The sequence below is a fragment of the Streptomyces longisporus genome (genome assembly GCF_039532765.1).
Classification (GTDB): Bacteria; Actinomycetota; Actinomycetes; order Streptomycetales; family Streptomycetaceae; genus Streptomyces; species Streptomyces longisporus.
The window spans coordinates 147,901-164,731 of sequence record NZ_BAAASG010000007.1 but is presented as its reverse complement, the minus strand read 5'-3'; the positions used below and the strand labels follow the sequence as shown (position 1 = coordinate 164,731).

The 16,831-nt window shown below is 70.8% G+C and carries 16 protein-coding genes; 8 read left to right on the top strand and 8 right to left on the bottom strand.

The window, feature by feature from the left end; all coding sequences use genetic code 11:
• Window positions 1-1,038: an ABC transporter ATP-binding protein gene (locus ABD355_RS12290; RefSeq protein WP_344400242.1), complete on the bottom strand. Its 1,038-nt coding sequence runs from the start codon at window positions 1,036-1,038 to the stop codon at window positions 1-3.
• A 103-nt stretch (window positions 1,039-1,141) separates the two neighbouring features.
• Between ABD355_RS12290 and ABD355_RS12285 the strand changes: the two genes are divergently transcribed.
• A complete protein-coding gene (locus ABD355_RS12285; protein ID WP_344400241.1) occupies window positions 1,142-1,900 on the top strand; it encodes a FadR/GntR family transcriptional regulator in 759 nt (252 codons plus the stop codon).
• A gap of 36 nt (window positions 1,901-1,936) precedes the next feature.
• A complete protein-coding gene (locus tag ABD355_RS12280) occupies window positions 1,937-2,692 on the top strand; it encodes a cache domain-containing protein (RefSeq protein WP_344400240.1) in 756 nt (251 codons plus the stop codon).
• A 12-nt stretch (window positions 2,693-2,704) separates the two neighbouring features.
• Here ABD355_RS12280 and ABD355_RS12275 read toward each other — a convergent pair whose 3' ends face one another.
• Window positions 2,705-3,367 carry an MmyB family transcriptional regulator gene (locus ABD355_RS12275; RefSeq protein WP_344400239.1) on the bottom strand — a complete coding sequence of 221 codons (663 nt, stop codon included), beginning with the start codon at window positions 3,365-3,367 and terminating at the stop codon, window positions 2,705-2,707.
• Between the two features lie 223 nt (window positions 3,368-3,590).
• Between ABD355_RS12275 and ABD355_RS12270 the strand changes: the two genes are divergently transcribed.
• Window positions 3,591-4,244, top strand: coding sequence for a helix-turn-helix domain-containing protein (locus ABD355_RS12270; RefSeq protein ID WP_344400238.1), 654 nt, complete (start codon window positions 3,591-3,593; stop codon window positions 4,242-4,244).
• Window positions 4,245-4,276: 32 nt separating this feature from the next.
• Window positions 4,277-4,807: a toxin-antitoxin system, toxin component gene (locus ABD355_RS12265; protein WP_344401189.1), complete on the top strand. Its 531-nt coding sequence runs from the start codon at window positions 4,277-4,279 to the stop codon at window positions 4,805-4,807.
• 28 nt (window positions 4,808-4,835) lie between these two features.
• Here ABD355_RS12265 and ABD355_RS12260 read toward each other — a convergent pair whose 3' ends face one another.
• A complete protein-coding gene (locus ABD355_RS12260; protein WP_344400237.1) occupies window positions 4,836-5,012 on the bottom strand; it encodes a hypothetical protein in 177 nt (58 codons plus the stop codon).
• Window positions 5,002-6,045 (bottom strand): alpha/beta fold hydrolase, encoded by a 1,044-nt coding sequence (locus ABD355_RS12255; protein ID WP_344400236.1) that lies wholly within the window; start codon window positions 6,043-6,045, stop codon window positions 5,002-5,004. The genes ABD355_RS12260 and ABD355_RS12255 overlap by 11 nt, the downstream gene beginning before the upstream one ends.
• A 222-nt stretch (window positions 6,046-6,267) precedes the next feature.
• Between ABD355_RS12255 and ABD355_RS12250 the strand changes: the two genes are divergently transcribed.
• On the top strand, window positions 6,268-6,495 hold the full coding sequence (locus tag ABD355_RS12250) for a hypothetical protein (protein ID WP_099932627.1): 228 nt from the start codon (window positions 6,268-6,270) through the stop codon (window positions 6,493-6,495).
• A gap of 404 nt (window positions 6,496-6,899) precedes the next feature.
• Here the strand turns inward: ABD355_RS12250 and ABD355_RS12245 are convergent, their stop codons facing one another.
• A complete protein-coding gene (locus ABD355_RS12245; RefSeq protein WP_344400235.1) occupies window positions 6,900-7,583 on the bottom strand; it encodes a 4'-phosphopantetheinyl transferase family protein in 684 nt (227 codons plus the stop codon).
• On the bottom strand, window positions 7,580-8,440 hold the full coding sequence (locus ABD355_RS12240) for a metallophosphoesterase family protein (protein WP_344400234.1): 861 nt from the start codon (window positions 8,438-8,440) through the stop codon (window positions 7,580-7,582). Before ABD355_RS12240 ends, ABD355_RS12245 begins: the two co-directional genes overlap by 4 nt.
• A gap of 267 nt (window positions 8,441-8,707) precedes the next feature.
• Between ABD355_RS12240 and ABD355_RS12235 the strand changes: the two genes are divergently transcribed.
• The 3 genes from ABD355_RS12235 (at window position 8,708) to ABD355_RS12225 (ending at window position 12,487) form a co-directional block, all read left to right on the top strand.
• Window positions 8,708-9,832 (top strand): ATP-grasp domain-containing protein, encoded by a 1,125-nt coding sequence (locus ABD355_RS12235; RefSeq protein ID WP_344400233.1) that lies wholly within the window; start codon window positions 8,708-8,710, stop codon window positions 9,830-9,832.
• Between the two features lie 143 nt (window positions 9,833-9,975).
• Window positions 9,976-11,664 carry a carbohydrate binding domain-containing protein gene (locus ABD355_RS12230; protein ID WP_344400232.1) on the top strand — a complete coding sequence of 563 codons (1,689 nt, stop codon included), beginning with the start codon at window positions 9,976-9,978 and terminating at the stop codon, window positions 11,662-11,664.
• Between the two features lie 121 nt (window positions 11,665-11,785).
• The gene (locus tag ABD355_RS12225) at window positions 11,786-12,487 is read left to right on the top strand and encodes a hypothetical protein (RefSeq protein WP_344400231.1); all 702 of its coding nucleotides are present in this window, start codon (window positions 11,786-11,788) and stop codon (window positions 12,485-12,487) included.
• A gap of 7 nt (window positions 12,488-12,494) precedes the next feature.
• Here ABD355_RS12225 and ABD355_RS12220 read toward each other — a convergent pair whose 3' ends face one another.
• Window positions 12,495-13,745 carry an alpha-L-fucosidase gene (locus tag ABD355_RS12220; protein ID WP_344400230.1) on the bottom strand — a complete coding sequence of 417 codons (1,251 nt, stop codon included), beginning with the start codon at window positions 13,743-13,745 and terminating at the stop codon, window positions 12,495-12,497.
• A 3-nt stretch (window positions 13,746-13,748) separates the two neighbouring features.
• On the bottom strand, window positions 13,749-16,790 hold the full coding sequence (locus ABD355_RS12215) for an alpha-mannosidase (RefSeq protein WP_344400229.1): 3,042 nt from the start codon (window positions 16,788-16,790) through the stop codon (window positions 13,749-13,751).
• Between the last annotated feature and the right edge of the window lie 41 nt (window positions 16,791-16,831).

Here is a 16,831-nt window from a genome sequence, read left to right as displayed (position 1 = left end):
TCAGCGGGCGTCGGGGACCTGGACGGTGTGGCGGTGGTGCCATTGCAGGCGCACCCGGGTGCCGCGGTAGGCGGCGACGTCCTCGGCGGAGGTCTCCAGGTTCTGCTGGAGTGCGGTGAGGCGGCCGCCGGCGTCGAGGTCGACCAGGAAGCGGGTGGCGTCGCCGAGGTAGACGACCTCGGCGACGGTGCCGGTGGCGGTGGCGTGGTCCGGCTGGTCGGCCTCCGCGGACTCCTTGAGGACGCGGATCTTCTCGGGGCGGATGCTGTAGATGCCGGGGGTGCCGACGACGCGTTGCGCGGATTCGCCGTCCAGCAGGTTGGAGGTGCCGACGAAGGAGGCGACGAAGGGGGTCGCGGGGCGTTCGTAGATCTCGGCGGGGGTGCCGACCTGCTGGATGCGGCCCTGGTCGAAGACGGCGATGCGGTCGCTCATCGTCAGGGCTTCCTGCTGGTCGTGGGTGACGAAGACGAAGGTGATGCCGACCTCGCGCTGGAGCTCCTTGAGCTCGACCTGCATCTGCTCGCGCAGTTTGAGGTCGAGGGCGCCGAGGGGTTCGTCGAGGAGCAGCACGCGAGGGCGTCCGACCAGGGCGCGGGCGAGGGCGACGCGCTGGCGCTGGCCGCCGGAGAGCTGGGCGGGGCGCCGCTTGCCGAAGCCTTCGAGGCGGACCTCGGCAAGGGCCTTGCGGGCGCGGACCAGGCGTTCGGGCTTGGGCACCTTGCGGATCTTGAGGGCGTAGGCGACGTTCTGCTCGACGGTCATGTGCGGGAACAGGGCGTAGTCCTGGAAGACGGTGTGCACGTCCCGTTCGAAGGGGGCGAGGCCGGTGACCTCCTGGCCGGCCAGTTCGATGCGGCCGGCGGTGGGGATCTCGAACCCGGCGATCATCCGCAGCACGGTGGTCTTGCCGGAGCCGGAGGGGCCGAGCATGGAGAAGAACTCGCCGTCCCGGATCTCCAGGTCGATCCCGGCCACGGCGGTCGTCTCCCCGAACGACTTCCGCAGATCCTGCAGCCGGATCGCAATTCCCTCCATGGACGGGAACCTTTCTGGCGTTCTCGTACGTTGCTACGTTGCACGAAAAGATATGAAGTCATAGTTCAAAGCTCAAGAGGCCCTTGGGGTAAAGCTTGAGTCAATGCACCAGGTGGTGGCCGTGAAGCAGCAGCAGATGGACGGCGGCGCCCGCAGAGCCGTCTTCAGCCCGGTGGACAACCGGGCGCGGGTCGACGCGGTCGTCCGGCGGATCGGCGACGCCATCGAGCTCGGCCTGCTCGCCGACGGTGAGCAGCTGCCGGGCGAGAGCGAGCTGGCCGGGCAGCTCGGCGTGTCCACGGTGACCCTGCGCGAGGCGCTGATGGCCCTTCGCCAGCAGGGCCTTGTCACCACCCGCCGGGGTCGCGGCGGCGGCTCCTTCGTCTCCCTGCCCGAGGTCCCCGGAGAGGAGCGGCTCAAGGTGCGGCTGCGCGGCTGGAGCACCGAGGAGCTGCGCGACCTCGGCGACCACTGGGCGGCCCTGTCCGGTACGGCGGCCCGGCTCGCCGCAGAGCGCACGGAGCCGGACGATCTCGTACCACTGAGGCGTACGGCCGAGGAGTTGACGCAGGCGGCCGATGCGGCGGCCCGCAGTCGTGTGTACGGCCGCTTCCATGTGGAGCTGGCCGCCGCGGCGCAGTCCGCCCGCCTCACCCGGGAACAGATCGCGCTGCAGACCGAGATCGGTGCGCTGCTGTGTCTTGTGCTCGGGGACGACGAATATCGTGAAGAGGTGGCGGACCGTCACCGCTCCGTGATCTCGGCCGTGCAGGATGGGGACCGTGAAACGGCCAGGGAACTGGCCGAGCGGTGCGTCCAGGACTCCACGGCGCGGCTCGTCGCCCTGCGCCTGGCCCTGTAGGCGTCGCGACCGGTCCCGGTCCGCTGGAGGGCGCCCATGAGCCTCGCGACGGCAGCAGTCGGTACGGCATCCGAGGTCGCGGCAGCGGTCCGCTCCGCCCTGGAGAGCGTTTTCGACGCCGTGGCCGCCACCCGCACCGACACCGAGGAGCTGCTGGCCCGGGTGGCCGCAGAGAGCCGCCGCCCCGCGACCGTCGACCTCGCCGCACTGCGCCCCGGTCTCCATCTGCGCCTGGCCCGCACCGAGTTGGTCTCCGGCGTCGGCTTCGTCGCCGCTCCGGGGCTGCTCACCGACGTACCGGCCTGGCTGGAGTGGTGGCAGAGCGGCTCCGACGGCGATGTACGGCCGCTGCTGCTGGACCTCGATCCCGAGCAGTCGGCGTACGCGGACTACACGCACTGGGACTGGTTCGCCCTGCCCCGCGACACCGGGGAGCGTGCGGTGGCCGGGCCGTATGTCGACTATCTCTGCTCCGACGAGTACAGCCTCACGCTGTCGGCGCCGGTGCAGATGGAGGGACGGTTCGCCGGAGTGGCCGCGGCGGACGTGTATCTGCGGCACTTCGAGGCGGCCGTGCTGCCGATGCTCCGCCGACTGCCCGGGCCGGCCCATCTGGTGAACGCCCGCGGGCGGGTGACCGCCTCCGCCGACCCCGCCCATCTCGCCGGGTCCCTCACGAAGGGGCCGGATTTCGCCGCCGTGCTGCGGCGGGCGCGGCCCGGACGGTTTCGCGGACTGCGGCTGGTCCCCTGCCGGGACATCCCCCTCGTGCTGGTCGTCTCCCCGCGCTGATCCCGGTGGCGGTCAGGCCTCGGGGGCCGGTACCACCCTCAGGTGCGCCGCCGTGTGCCGGGGCTTGCGGGCTCTGGGGCGGGCGGGTCGGGTCTCCCGCAGTACCAGCGTCATCCGTGTGTACCCCATGTCCTGCAGCGTCCTCGGGGTCTCGTCCACCACACGGCAGTCGGTGGCGCCCCAGCGCGGATCGGGGTGCGTCAGGGGGCGTACGGCGCCGTCGTGCGCCACGGCCTGTTCGCCGACCGCGCGGATCCAGTGCGGCAGGCCCTGCCGGTAGGCGGCCTCCATGATCGGGTCCTGGGCGATGTCGCGGCGGATGGACTGCAGTCCGTGGTCGTGGCCGTAGCGCTCGACGGCGGCCGCGAAGCGCGCGAGCATCGGCAGGCACCAGCTGGACTCGTGCTCGCCCAGGACCGTGCCCGCATCGGGGTGGAACAGCACGAATCTGAGGAAGTTGTCGCCGGGCATCGCCGTCGGATGCGGGCTCACCTCACGGAAAAGTGACGCGAAAGCATTGTTGGACAGAACGACGTCCCAGCGGTGGTCGAGGACGACGGACGGAAACGGAACGGCCTCCAGGAGGGTGGCGTAGTCCTGCAGATACGCCTGGGCCTCGAGACTCTCGGGGACGGGCCGCGGTGCCGGACGCTGCCCTCCTGCCTGATATGCCATCGGGAGGTCACCCCTCTTGCCTCTGCGGCCTTCACGCGGCGCCTTGATCCTGCGGCCCCGGGTCGAGTCGTGTCAACTATCGTGGCATTTCATGCTTGTTGACGGCTGAATTTGGCCACAGTTGTGGCGACACCTGGATGTGAGTTCGAACTACCCGGTAATCTCCGTCGGGTTCACGGCAACCGCTTGTGAGAAGCCTGTGAGAAACGTAGGAGATCTGTCGGTGACGGATGGCTTCGAGAGTCCGGGCACCACGGCCACGACCGCTGCACTGCCGGCCGTCGTCGCCCGCGTCACCGCGCTCGCCGACCGGCTCGGCGTGCCGCACGCGGAGGTCTTCGACACCGGGCGCCTGTCCGCCGCCTCGGGGGTTCCCGAGCCCGTGGTCAGAGCCCTGCTGAGCGGCCGTCCCGCGGGCGAGCCCGATGTGCAGGAGCGGTTTCTGCAACGGCTCGATCTGCTGCGGCGCACCCGGCTCAAGCCCAACGGTCGCAAGTACACCCAGCAGGAGATCGCCGACGGTGCGGGCATGTCGCGCCAGCAGGCGGGCGCGCTGATCAACGGCGACCGGCGGCCCACCATGGAGCACTGCGACGCCATCCAGCGCTTCTTCCGGGTGCACGCCGGATTCCTCACGGCCGAGGACCCCGAGGCCCTCACGGGCGCCCTGCAGGGCACGGAGCAGGAACTGCTGCACAAGCTCGCCGAGCGGGAGGCGGCCGCGGCCGCCGACGACCCGCTGGAGCGGCTGCTGCAGGACCACGGCGTCCGCGGAATCGCCTGGCGGGCCGCACAACTGCCCACCGACCAGCACCGCGACAAGGTCGCGGAGTGGCTGGACATGCTCCTGGAGAGCGTCAAGCGGCCCGAGTCGTGAGCCTGGGGAGAGCTGTGGGCATCGGAAGGGACATGCGCCGCCTGTGCGGCGAGCTGGTCGCGGAGCTCACCCTTGCCGCACCGGCGCCGCCCGAGGACCTGTACGGCGCGCTGTGCGAGGCGATGAGCAGACGGCGCGGCCGGCCGGTGCACTTCCGCACGGCCGCCTTCCCGACCGGCACGGCGAGCGGGCTGTGGCTCGACATGACCGACCAGGACCTCGTCGTGATCGAGGAACGGACCGCGCCGGACCACCAGTTGGTGATTCTCGGACACGAGCTGTGGCACATGAAGGCCGGCCACTGCGGCCATCACGTCGAGGGCGCCCGGGTCGCGGCCCGGCTGCTCAGCGACGACGCGGACCTGCGGGACACCGTCCGCACGGTGGCCGCCCGCAGCCGTTTCGACCTCGCCGAGGAGCGGGAGGCCGAGTCCTTCGGCCTGCTGCTGGCCAGCAGATGCCGTACGTGGCTGGCGGGTTCGGGGGTGCGGGGGCCGGTGCAACGCGATCATCTGGCGGGGCGGATCGAGGCGTCGCTCGGGTATCTGGGGCCGCAGGGCTAGCGGCGGACGAACGGCACGGGTGCGCGCATCACCGGCTCTGCGTGCTGTTCTTCACCGGCCGGCGCAGCACGCCCCTGATGCGCCACCACAGCTTGCGGGCACGGGGAGTCCTGGTGGAGTAGCCGGTGCTGAACCTGAGGTCGTCCGCGGTGCGCCCCAGGGGTGTCCCTTCGGGCGAGTACCGCGGTGGCATGTCACGTTGCACTGCGTTCGCTCGCCTCCCTCAGATCCCGTTCCACCTTACGGTTGCGGGCCGTGTCCGGCCGGCCTGCGGTGCTGCCCGGCCGCCCCCCGACGAGGAGTTCGCGCCAGTGTTCCCGGCTCCAGTCGGCCGGATGCGTGGTCGACGTGAACTCCTCGACCAGGGACACGAACCGCGCGGGGTCGCTGTGAAACGGGAAATGGCCCGCCTGTTCGAAGATCTCCAGACGGCTGCCCGGCATCGCCTCGTGCGCCCCGTACGCGTGCCGCACCGGCACCACGCTGTCCCGGTCGCCCCACAGCAGCATGGTGGGCATGCCCTCGGTGAGATAACACCGGTCGAGCATGGTGACGACCTGGCCGCGCCAGTCGACGACCGCGCGCAGGGTGCGGATGAACGCGTTGCGGGAGGTCTCGTCCGGCAGGGCGTCGACGAGGGTGAGCAGTTCGGGTGCGTCCTGGCCGAGATCGGTGTCCAGGAGCTTCATCAGACGCACCGCCAGCCCCACTTGCAGCCGCATCCCCGGCAACCGCAGCGTCGACAGCATCAGATGGGCGCCGGGCAGGGAGACCAGCCGCAGCACGGGATTGACCTCGCGTCCCACCCCGCCCGCGCTCACCAGGATGAGCCGCTCGGTGCGCTCGGGGAACTGGTAGGCGAACTGCATGGCCACGCCCCCGCCCAGCGAGTGCCCGACCAGCGTCGCCGACTCGATGCCGAGCGTGGTGAGCAGGTCCCGCACGCCGTTCGCGTACGCGGCCACCGAGTAGTCGGCGCGCGGTTTGTCGGAAGCGCCGTGGCCGAGCAGGTCGGGCGCGATCACGGTGTGCGTGCGGGCCAGGTCGGGGATCAACTCGGCCCAGGTCGCGGAGGAGTCGCCGATGCCGTGGATGAGCACCAGCGCCGGGCCCTCGCCCGCCATGCGGAAGGCGCGCCGGTATCCGTGCACCACGCGGTACTGCAACTCGAGTTCTGCGTCGCCCACCGGGCGCAGTCGTACGGCGCGCACCGGGCGCCGTCGTGGGACGTCGACCACGCACTCGCCTCCCCTTTCCAGGGCCGCGCGAAAGCGGCCGAAAGCCCTTGTCCTCCAGCGTAGAACTGCTTTCCCACAAGGGATTTCGAGGACGTTTCGCCTCCGCTAAGCGGGCGAACCGACAGGTGCCCGGACCCCATTGTCAGTGGCGGGCGGCAAGCTGGAGTCGCGCCCCCTTGTGCGGGGTGCGACCGACGACGCCGACGCGGGGAGAGCCGACCGATGCCCACTGCCGTACTGACCGACCGCGAGCGCACCGCCGTACAGGCCTACCTGCGGCTCTTGCACACCGTACGAGCCGCGTTCGACGGTCCCCCCGGCTCCCCGCGACCACCCGTCGTACCGCCCGCCGTGCTCGCCGAGGCGGAGCAGGCACTGGCGGCCGCGGGACTGGCGGGGAACGAGGAGGAGTTCTTCCGACTGCTGCAGAGCTGGTGCCCGGAGCCCTGACGGCCGGCGGCCGCCGGGCGGGGGCTCAGCGGGTGTGCGGCACCGCGATCACCGTCGCCACCAGCCCCCGCCAGAGCCGACACCCGAAGCCCCGACAGCCCGCGGCCGCCAGGCAGGGACTCAGCGGCTGTGCGGCACCGCGATCACCGTCGCCACCAGCCCCCGCCAGAGCCGACACCCGAAGCCCCGACAGCCCGCGACCGCCAGGCAGGGACTCAGCGGGCGTGCGGCACCGCGATCGCCGTCGCCACCAGCCCCCGCCAGAGCCGACACCCGAAGCCCCGACAGCCCGCGGCCGCCAGGCAGGGACTCAGCGGGTGTGCGGCACCGCGATCGCCGTCACCACCAGCCCCGCCAGAGCCGACACCCGAAGCCCCGACAGCCCGCGGCCGCCAGGCAGGGACTCAGCGGGCGTGCGGCACCGCGATCGCCGTCGCCACCAGCCCCCGCTGGACGGTCCACCGGCCCTCGAAGTGCCCGAGCCGACGGCCGCCGACCAGCGGACCGGGGACGAGGAGTTCGGCGCGGAAGCCGCCGTGCAGCCGCTCGTCGGGGTCGACGAAGACCTCGATGTCGGCCTCGGTGAACTCCAGCCACAGTCCGGTGAGGGGGAACCACGCCTTGTAGACCGATTCCTTGGCGCTGAACAGCAGCCGGTCCCAGTGGACCTCGGGATGCCGCACGGCCAGGCGGCGCAGCCTGCCCGCCTCGGCGGGCAGGGACACGGCGTCCAGGACGCCCTCCGGGAGCGGCCGGTGGGGTTCGGCGTCGATGCCGACGGAGGCCAGGTCGGTGGCGCGGACCAGGGCGGCAGCGCAGTAGCCGTCGCAGTGGGTCATGCTGCCGACCAGGCCGGGCGGCCAGCCCGGTGCCCCGCGTTCGCCGGGCAGCAGGGGCTGCGCGGGCACGCCGAGCTTCTCCATGGCGCGGCGCGCGCAGGCCCGTACGAGGGCGAACTCGCGGCGGCGCTTGTAGACGGCCTGCGCGACGGCCGCCGCCTCCTCGGGGTACAGCGGTGCGGGCTCGCTCCCGTCGTCGCCGTGAGCCTCCACGGCCACCACGTCGTCCGGCAGCAGTTCCTCGATCACCGGACTCCGGCCTCCTTGGGCAGCACGCGTCGCAGTCTCCCCGGCGGCTGCGGCCGCTTGCGCCATTCGCGGGGATAGCCGACGGACACCTCCTCGAAGCGGACACCCTCGTGCCAGGTGGTCCGCGGGATGTGGAGGTGCCCGTACACCATGGTCTCGACGCGGAAGCGGCGGTGCCAGTCGGCGGTCAGTTCGGTGCCGCACCACATGGCGAACTCCGGGTGCCACAGGACGTCGCAGGGGTGCCGGTCCAGCGGGTAGTGGTTGACCAGGACGGTCGGCAGATCGGCGGGGAGGGCGGCGAGCCTGCCCTCGGTCTCGGCGACCCGGGCCCGGCACCAGGCCTCGCGGCTCGGATAGGGGTCGGGGTGCAGCAGGAACTCGTCGTTGCACACGATGCCGGTGCCGTGCGCGTACTTGAGGCCCTGCTCCTTGGTGGTGCAGCCAGCCGGCAGGAACGAGTAGTCGTAGAGGAGGAAGAGCGGTGCGACGGCCACCGGGCCGCCCTGGCCCTCCCACACCGGGTAGGGGTCCTCGGGGGTGGTCACGCCGAGTTCGCGGCACATGGCGACGAGGTGCTCGTAGCGGGCGACGCCGCGCAGGGTGACGGGGTCCTTCGGATGGGTCCACAGCTCATGGTTGCCCGGCGCCCAGATCACCTTGCGAAAACGGCTCGCGAGCGTCTTCAGGGCCCAGCGGATGTCGGCCACGTTCTCCGAGACGTCGCCGGCCACCAGCAGCCAGTCCTCGTCCGACTCGGGGCGCATCGCCTCGACCAGGGCGCGGTTCTCGGCGTATCCGATGTGCAGGTCGCTGATGGCCAGCAGTTGTCCGGCACCACCGGCCGTCGACGTCACCTGTCGCCCCCTCCGTACACGCAGCGCATCCGCGGACTCACGAATGGGACCACGAGAACACATTTCCCGGCTCACCGACAAGGCGGCAAGATCGTTGAATCCGTAACACGTACGTTGCACGCGCGGCCTCCGGGAAGCCGTATGATCGCCCCAACACCACCGCCGGGAACTTCCCTTCATTCAAGGGCGGTTTGGTGACCCTCCATCTCCCCTGCCCGGGCACGGGCTGCTCAGCCGTGCCCGCGAACCGTGAAAGGACGGCCCTGCATGGTCTCTCGCGTACGCGTCTGGCTCAACCGCACGTACGCGGAGAACGTGTTCTTCATGGATCAGCTGCGGCGAAATCCCAGCGATCGCGCCGTCGAGATCCATGCGACGCACGGGGACGCGGACTCCCCCGTGCTGGCCGCCGCCGACACCGCCGATCTGGAGCCGGAGGGCCTGTCCCCGGCCGCGTACGTCGAGTACGCCCTCGACCAGTGCCAGCGGCGCGGCATCGACGTGTTCGTGCCCCGGCTGCAGCAGGCGGCGATCGTGGCGCACCGCGCCGACTTCGAGGCGGTCGGTACGGCGCTGCTGGCGCCGCCTCCGGAGGCGGTGGCCGTCTTCCACGACAAGGTGATCGCGTACGAGGCGGTGCAGGCGATCGGGGTGCCGGTGCCGCCGTGGTGGCGGGTACGGACCGCTGCTGAACTCGTCGCCGCTGTGGAGGAGTTGGAGGCGGGCGGGCACAAGGCGTGCTTCAAGCCGGCGTCCGGCGCGGGCGGCGTGGGCTTCCGTGTGATCACGCGCGCCCCCTTCTCGCTCGTTCACCTCAACGGCTTCCCGGGCCCGCATGTGCCGCTGGATCTGGTCGTGGAGGCGCTGCGGCAGGCCGACGAGCCCGTCGACTGGCTGGTGATGCCGCGTCTGGAGCAGCCGGAGGTGTCGGTGGACTGCCTCACCGGTCCGGACAACCGGGTGCGGCTGGCGATCGGGCGCACCAAGAACGGGCGGCGGCGCGGGTTCACGCTGCACGAACAGTGGCTGGAGCCGGCGCGGCGGATCGCGGAGGGGTTCGGGCTGCACTATCTGTCCAACATCCAGTTCCGGATGTTCGGCGACGAGCCGGTGTTGATGGACGTCAACACGCGGCCCGCGGGCGGATTGCACCAGCTGTCGCTGTGCGGGGTCAACGCCCCTTGGGCGGCTGTGCAGTTGGCTCTCGGCGAGGACCCGGGCGAGATGGCTCCGCCGTTCCTGGGGCAGGACTACACGGTGGTGTCGGGGCCGCGGCAGCTCCGACCGGTGTCGCTGCCGCAGCAGCGCGCCCACGAGTCCGAGCCCCTGCTGCCGGCCGTACTTGCACCGGTCGACTCCGTCGAGGTCTCGGCTCAGGTCCTGCCGCTCTAGGCCCGCGCCTCTGAAGAAGCTCACCGGTATGGACCAATTCCGCGTCAGGTATTGACAGCGGGATTGGTCCATACCAACTTGTGTTGCGCAGTTCTCTGCATCCCGTGCACTCCCGAACACCCCCATTCCTCCTGGGAGATCGCGTGCGCAACACACTCGGACGTCACAGACGTCGGCTTCTTGCTCTGCTCGGCTCCGCTGCTCTCGCGCTCGCCGGAGCCATCGCTCTTCCCGGTACGGCCCAAGCGGCCAACATCCTGACCAATCCCGGCTTCGAGTCGGGCAGCCTCTCCCCCTGGACCTGCACCGGCAACCTCGGTTCGGTCGTCTCCTCCCCCGTGCACGGCGGCTCCAAGGCCCTGCAGGGGGCGGTGACCGACAGCGACAACGCTCAGTGCACCCAGACCGTCTCCGTACAGCCCAACACGACGTACAGCCTCACCGGTTGGGTGCGTGGCAGTTACGTCTACCTGGGCGTGACCGGCGGTGCGTCGAACTGGACGACCTCCCCGTCGGCGTACAGCCAGCTGTCCGTCTCGTTCACCACGGGTGCCTCGCAGACCAGCGCCACGATCTACGTCCACGGCTGGTACGCCCAGGGCACCTACTACGCCGACGACATCAGTCTCGACGGCCCCGGCGGCGGTGGCGGCGGTTCGGACACCCAGGCGCCGACCGCGCCGACCGGGCTGACCTCCACCGGCAGGACCTCGTCGAGCGTGTCGCTGCAGTGGAACGCCTCGACGGACAACGTCGGCGTCACGGCGTACGACATCTACAGCGGCTCCAACAACGTGCTCAGCGTCTCCGGTACGACCGCCACGGTCAGCGGGCTCTCGCCGAGCACGTCGTACACCTTCACCGTCAAGGCGCGGGACGCGGCCGGGAACACCTCCGGGGCCTCCAACGCCGTCTCCGTCACCACGGATGCGGGCGGCGGTGGCGGCACCGGGTTCAAGCAGGCCGCGCCCTATCTGTACGAGGGCTGGGGCGACCCGCCGAACCCGTCGACGGTGATGAGCGCGACCGGCATCAAGTGGTTCACCATGGCCTTCGTGCTGGACTCCGGCGGCTGCACCCCGGCCTGGGACGGCAGCCGGCCGCTGACCGGAGGCGCCGACCAGTCCGCGATCAACGCCGTCCGCTCGGCCGGCGGTGACATCGTGCCGTCGTTCGGCGGCTGGCAGGGCAGCAAGCTCGGCGCCAACTGCTCCTCCGCGAGCGCGCTCGCCGGGGCCCTGCAGAAGGTGATCGACGCCTACTCGCTCAAGGCGATCGACATGGACATCGAGAACTCCGACGAGTTCGAGAACGAGGCCGTCCAGGCGAAGATCCTCACCGCCCTGAAGACGGTCAAGGCCAACAACCCCGGCCTGAAGACCATCGTCACCTTCGGCACCTCGACGACCGGCCCGACGTACTACGGCAACCGGCTCATCGAGCAGGCGCAGTCGCTGGGCGCCGACATCGACGTCTTCACCATCATGCCGTTCGACTTCGGCGGCGGCTCCGACATGTACGGCAACACCGTGAACGCGGCGGAGGGCCTGAAGGCCAAGCTGAAGTCGACGTTCGGCTGGGACGACGCCACCGCCTACTCCCACATCGGGATCTCGGGCATGAACGGCCTGTCCGACCAGCAGGAGACCACCACTCCGGCGATCTGGACCCAGATCAAGGACTGGGCGAACAGCCACCACATCGCCCGGCTCGCCTTCTGGTCGGTCAACCGCGACCGTCCGTGCCCCGGCGGCGGCGTGGTGAGCAACTGCTCCGGCATCAGCCAGAACAACTGGCAGTTCACCTCGATCACGGCCGGGTTCACCGGCTGAGGAGCAAGGGAGGAGGCCGGAAGAAGGGCTGGCGCCCGGGCCCCCGCGGCGGGAAGAATCTTGTCCCGCCGCGGGGGCCTTCCCGTGGTTCGACGTGACGGGAATCGGGGGCGGCGCAGGCGTGAGGACGAGGATCGCAGCCGCCTGGTGTCTGTTGCTCCTCCTCACGCTCGGCCTCGCCGCCTGCGGGGTGCCCGGCGAGTCGGGCTCGGGGGCGGGGCTGAGTCAGGCCGCCTTGGAGGCGTCGATCCGCAACGACCGCAAACACCTCTTCGACGGGTCCCTCACCTACACCCCGGACGTCTCGATGTCCGTCGGTGGACGTCTGACCTACGCCGTCGTCCTCACCGCGCGCGGCGAGAAGTCGGCGCGCCGCGCCGCGCAGGCCGCCCTGGAGACCCGGGTCTTCCGGGTGGGCGGATGGCAGGGCGCCGGGCTGTCGGCGGACGGCCCGGAGGTGAAGACGGTGTTGCACGGCCCGCAGAGGCAGGCCATCGGGGCGCCGGGCGAGAACGCCCAGTGGCAGTGGAGCGTGTCGGCCGACGAGCCTGGCGACTACGACCTCGCTCTCACCGTCATCACCTACCAGGGTGAGACGAGCCGTGCCCTGGAGACCCTCAGCCCACCGATCAAGGTCCATCTGAAGGTGTACAACACCTGGTCGCACCGCTTCACCTCGATGCGGAACTGGCTGTACACGGCGGCGGGCATCTCCGGCGCCCTCGTCGGCATCTTCGCGCTCCGGGCTCCCCTGACCGAACTCGTACAAGGACGGCGGGAAGCCCGGAAGCAGCGCGACGAGAACCGGGACGGCTATATGTGAGCGGGTCTCAGAAGCGGCCCGAGCCCCGGTACAGCTCCAGCTCGCCCTCCAGCTCGACGGCGAGCACGGTCGCGTAGGGGTCCAGATCCGCCTGTGCCGGCGGGTCGATCCACAGCACGCCCACCGCGTCGTGCAGACCGCCGACCACCCGGTGACCGAGCTCGGTGCCGGTGCCCACCACGCTGACCTTGCGGACCTTCGTGGCCAGACCGCGGACGCCGATGTCGGCGCGGGGGATGTCGAACAGAGTGAGGTAGAGGGTGCGGCGGTCGGCGGAGAGGGTGCTGGGGCCGTAGTGGTGCCCGGCGGGCAGCCCGCGGACCGTTCCGTACACGGCATCCGCGTGCTTGCGGATCCACTCCCCCAGGCCCTCCAGCCGTTCGACCTGCGGCTGCGGGATGGTGCCGTCCTCCATCGGGCCGACGTCCAGAAGCAGATTCCCGCCGCCGCCGATCGTCTCCGTGAAGTAGCGGATCAGCTGGGCGAGCGACTTGTGGTTGTGGTCGTGGTGCTGGTACCCCCACGAGTCGTTGATCGTCAGGCAGAGCTCCCAGGGGCCGTCCGGCGGCACGATGGGGGCGCCCTGCTCCGGCGTCGCGTAGTCGCCCTCGCTGAGCATGCGGGCGTTGAAGACGACATCGGGGACGTACGAGCGGATCAGCGCGGCCAACTCCGGGATGCGCCACTGCTCCTCGCTGCGGTCCCACTCGCCGTCGAACCACATCAGGTCGGGCCGGTAGCGGGAGGCCAGTTCGCGGATCTGACCGTCCCGATAGGCGATGAAACGCTCCCAGGCGTCCAGGTCCTCGTCCTCGGCGGCGACCTCCGAGTAACGGTTGTCCTCCTGTTCCGGCGGGCGGCCCGGCTTGCGGGTGGACGCGTAGTCGGGGTGGTTCCAGTCGGAGTGGGAGTAGTAGAAGCCGACCTTGAGGTCCTTCTCCCGCAGGGCCTCGGCGTAGGGGCCGAGGTAGTCCTTGCCGAGGTTGAGGTTGCCGTACTCCGTGTCCCACAGGGCCACGCCGTCGTGGTGACGTGACGTCAGGACCGCGTACTTGGCGCCCGCCCGGGCGAACAGGTCCGCCCAGGCCTTCGGGTCGTACTTGGCGCCGGTGAAGCGCTCCAACTGGGACATGTACCGGTCGTGCGGCACGATGTCGTCGTAGAACGACCAGGACTCCTGGACGCCGTCGACGGCGTAGATGCCCCAGTGGATGAAGATCCCCAACTTGGCGTCGGTGAACCAGGGTTGCATGGCCATGCGTCAGCCCCTCCGCAGCCGGAGGGTCAGGATCTGGAAGGGGCGCAGCGTCACCGGGACGGCTCCCTCGACGAGCTCCGCGTCCTCCAGCGGGCGCTCCAGCAGGTCGGTGACCTGGGCGCCGGCCAGCGGGAAGCCGGTGCGCAGGACGCCCTGGGCGCGGCCGCCGCGGGACTCGTAGAGCCGGACGACCACGTCGCCGGACTCGTCGTCGGCCAGCTTCACGGCCTCGACCGTCACGCCCTCGCCGTCCACCGAGACGACCGGCTCCGGCGCACCCGCCGAATCGGCCACCCGGAGGGGGAGGTTGAGGGCGTAGCCCTCCGCGACCGCGTCCTCGATGCTCGCGCCGGGCAGCAGGGAGTAGACGAAGCGGTGGCGGCCCTGGTCGGCCTCCGGGTCCGGGATGCGCGGGGCGCGGACCAGGCTGAGGCTGACGCGGGTCGTCGTACCACCGTCCTCGCGGACCGTGCGGGAGACGTCGTGGCCGTAGGTCGAGTCGTTGATGACCGCGACGCCGTAGCCGGGCTCGGCGATGTGCACCCAGCGGTGTCCGGAGACCTCGAAACGGGCCGCCTCCCAGCTGGTGTTGGTGTGCGTGGGCCGCTGGATGTGGCCGAACTGGATCTCCGCGGAGGAGTGCGGGGCGCGGATGTCGACCGGGAAGCCCGCCTTGAGGATCTTCTCGGCCTCGTGCCAGTCGATGTCCGTCTCGAAGTCGATGCGGGGGCTGCCGGCGCGCAGGGTGATCGTCTGGGTGAGCCTGGAGCCCTTGCCGAAGCTGCGCTCGACTCGGATCGCGCCGAGCAGCGGGTCCTCCTCGACGACGGTGACCGAGTCGGCGTCCAGCAGGTCCGTGTAGCGGTTCTTGTAGTGCTTGTCGATGTCCCAGGCGTCCCAGTAGTTCGGGAGGTCGGTGTGCAGGCGCAGCAGGTTGCCCCGGTCGGCGAGGACCTCGCGGCCGGCCCGCAGGTCCCGTACGGACGCCAGGGTGCCGTCCTCGGCCACCTCGACGCGGACCAGGCCGTTGTCGAGGACCCGTCCGGCCACCGTCACGGGCTGCGGCGGCTCGGCGGCCGTAAGCGGAGCGCTGCCGCTCGCGGGCACCTCGACATACGCCGGGGCGCCCTCGGCCGTACGCACGACCTCGGCCCGGTCGAAGGGGCTGGTGTTGAAGACCCGCGCCGTGCCACCCCCGAGCGCGGCGATCGCCTCGGCCGTCAGCTCCTCCAACTCCGTTGCCACCCGGGCATATTCGGCCTCCGCCTCGCGGTGCACCCAGGCGATCGACGAGCCCGGCAGGATGTCGTGGAACTGGTGGAGCAGGACCGTCTTCCACAGCCGGTCCAGCTTCTCGTACGGGTAGGAGTAGCCCGGCGCGTGCAGTGCGGCCGTGGTCGCCCACAGCTCGGCCTCGCGCAGGCGGTGTTCGGAGCGGCGGTTGCCCTGCTTGGTGCGGGCCTGGGAGGTGTAGGTGGCGCGGTGCAGCTCCAGGTAGAGCTCGCCGTTCCAGACCGGGGCGTCCGGGTACTCCTCGCGGGCCTTGGCGAAGAAGTCGTCCGGGTGCTCGACGACGACCTTGGGCGAGCCCTCCAGGTCGGCGAGCCTGCGGGCGCGTTCCATGATCTCGCGGGTGGGGCCGCCGCCGCCGTCGCCCCAGCCGAAGGGGGCCAGGGAGCGCGTTCCGGCGCCCTTCTCGGCGTAGTTGCGGACCGCGCGGTCCATCTCCTCGCCGCTGAAGCGGGCGTTGTAGGTGTCGACCGGCGGGAAGTGGGTGAAGATGCGGGTGCCGTCGATGCCCTCCCACCAGAAGGTGTGGTGGGGGAACGTGTTGGTCTGGTTCCAGGAGATCTTCTGGGTGAGGAACCACTCGTTGCCGGCGAGCTTGGCGAGCTGGGGGTAGGCCGCGTTGTAGCCGAAGGAGTCCGGCAGCCAGACGCCCTTGGTCTCGATGCCGAAGTGCTCGATGAAGAACCGCTTGCCGTGGATGAGCTGGCGGGCGATGGCCTCGCCGCCGGGCAGGTTGCCGTCGGACTCGACCCACATGCCGCCGACCGGCGCCCACTGGCCCTTCTTCACGGACTCCTGGATGCGCGCCCAGACCTTGGGGTAGTTGTCGCGCACCCACTCGTACTGCTGGGCCTGGGAGCAGGCGAAGATGAAGTCGTCGTACTCGTCGGCGAGTGCGGTGACGTTGGAGAAGGTCCGAGACGTCTTGCGCTTGGTCTCGCGGATGGGCCACAGCCAGGCCGAGTCGATGTGCGCGTGGCCGACACCGGAGACGGTGTGGGCGCTGGCGTGCGCGGGCTTGGCGAGGACGGGGGCGAGCACCGCGCGGACGGCGGCGGCACTGCCCGCCACGTCGTCCAGGTCGAGGACGTCCATGGCGCGGTCCAGGGCGTGCAGGATCTCGTGGCGGCGCGGCTCGTGCTCGCCGAGGTGGACCATGAGCTCGCGCAGCACCTGGAAGTCCAGGTCGAGGTGGAAGACCTCCTCGTCGAGGACGGCGAGGTCGGCGCGCTGGAAGGTGTACAGCGGCTTGTCGCCCGCTGTCAGCACGTCACCGAGGGGCGTGGGCTCGGCGAAGTTGTTCGCCAGGATGTCCGGGTTCGAGGCCGCCTCCACCAGGTAGTCGATCTCCTCGCCGCCCGTGGCCGGGTTGGCGATCGGCACGTACTGGTTGAGCGGGTTGACCGCCTTCAGCGGTGTCCCGTCGGTGAGGTGGACCAGGGCCTCGGCCTGGTTGCCCGGCCAGTCGCCGACGAAGCCGAGGTCGATGACGGCCTCCACACGCCGGCCGGCCCACTCGGCGGGCACCTGCCCGCGCATCCGGAACCAGGTCGTGCCCCAGGGCGGGCCCCACGGGGTGCCCATCGCGAAGGGCTCGTAGGACGCGGCCGCGGCCTCCTCGAAGGGGACCGGCTCGCCCGGCGCCTGCCAGGCCTCGACCGTCAGGGGGACGGTGGCCGCGTAGATCGCGGTCTTGATGCGCTGGTTGTGGAGGCGCTCGGCGCGCTCCTCGATCCGGCGGCGTTCGTCGTGCATGAGAGGTCTCCAGAGAGAGGGCGGCGAGGGCGCAAGGTGCT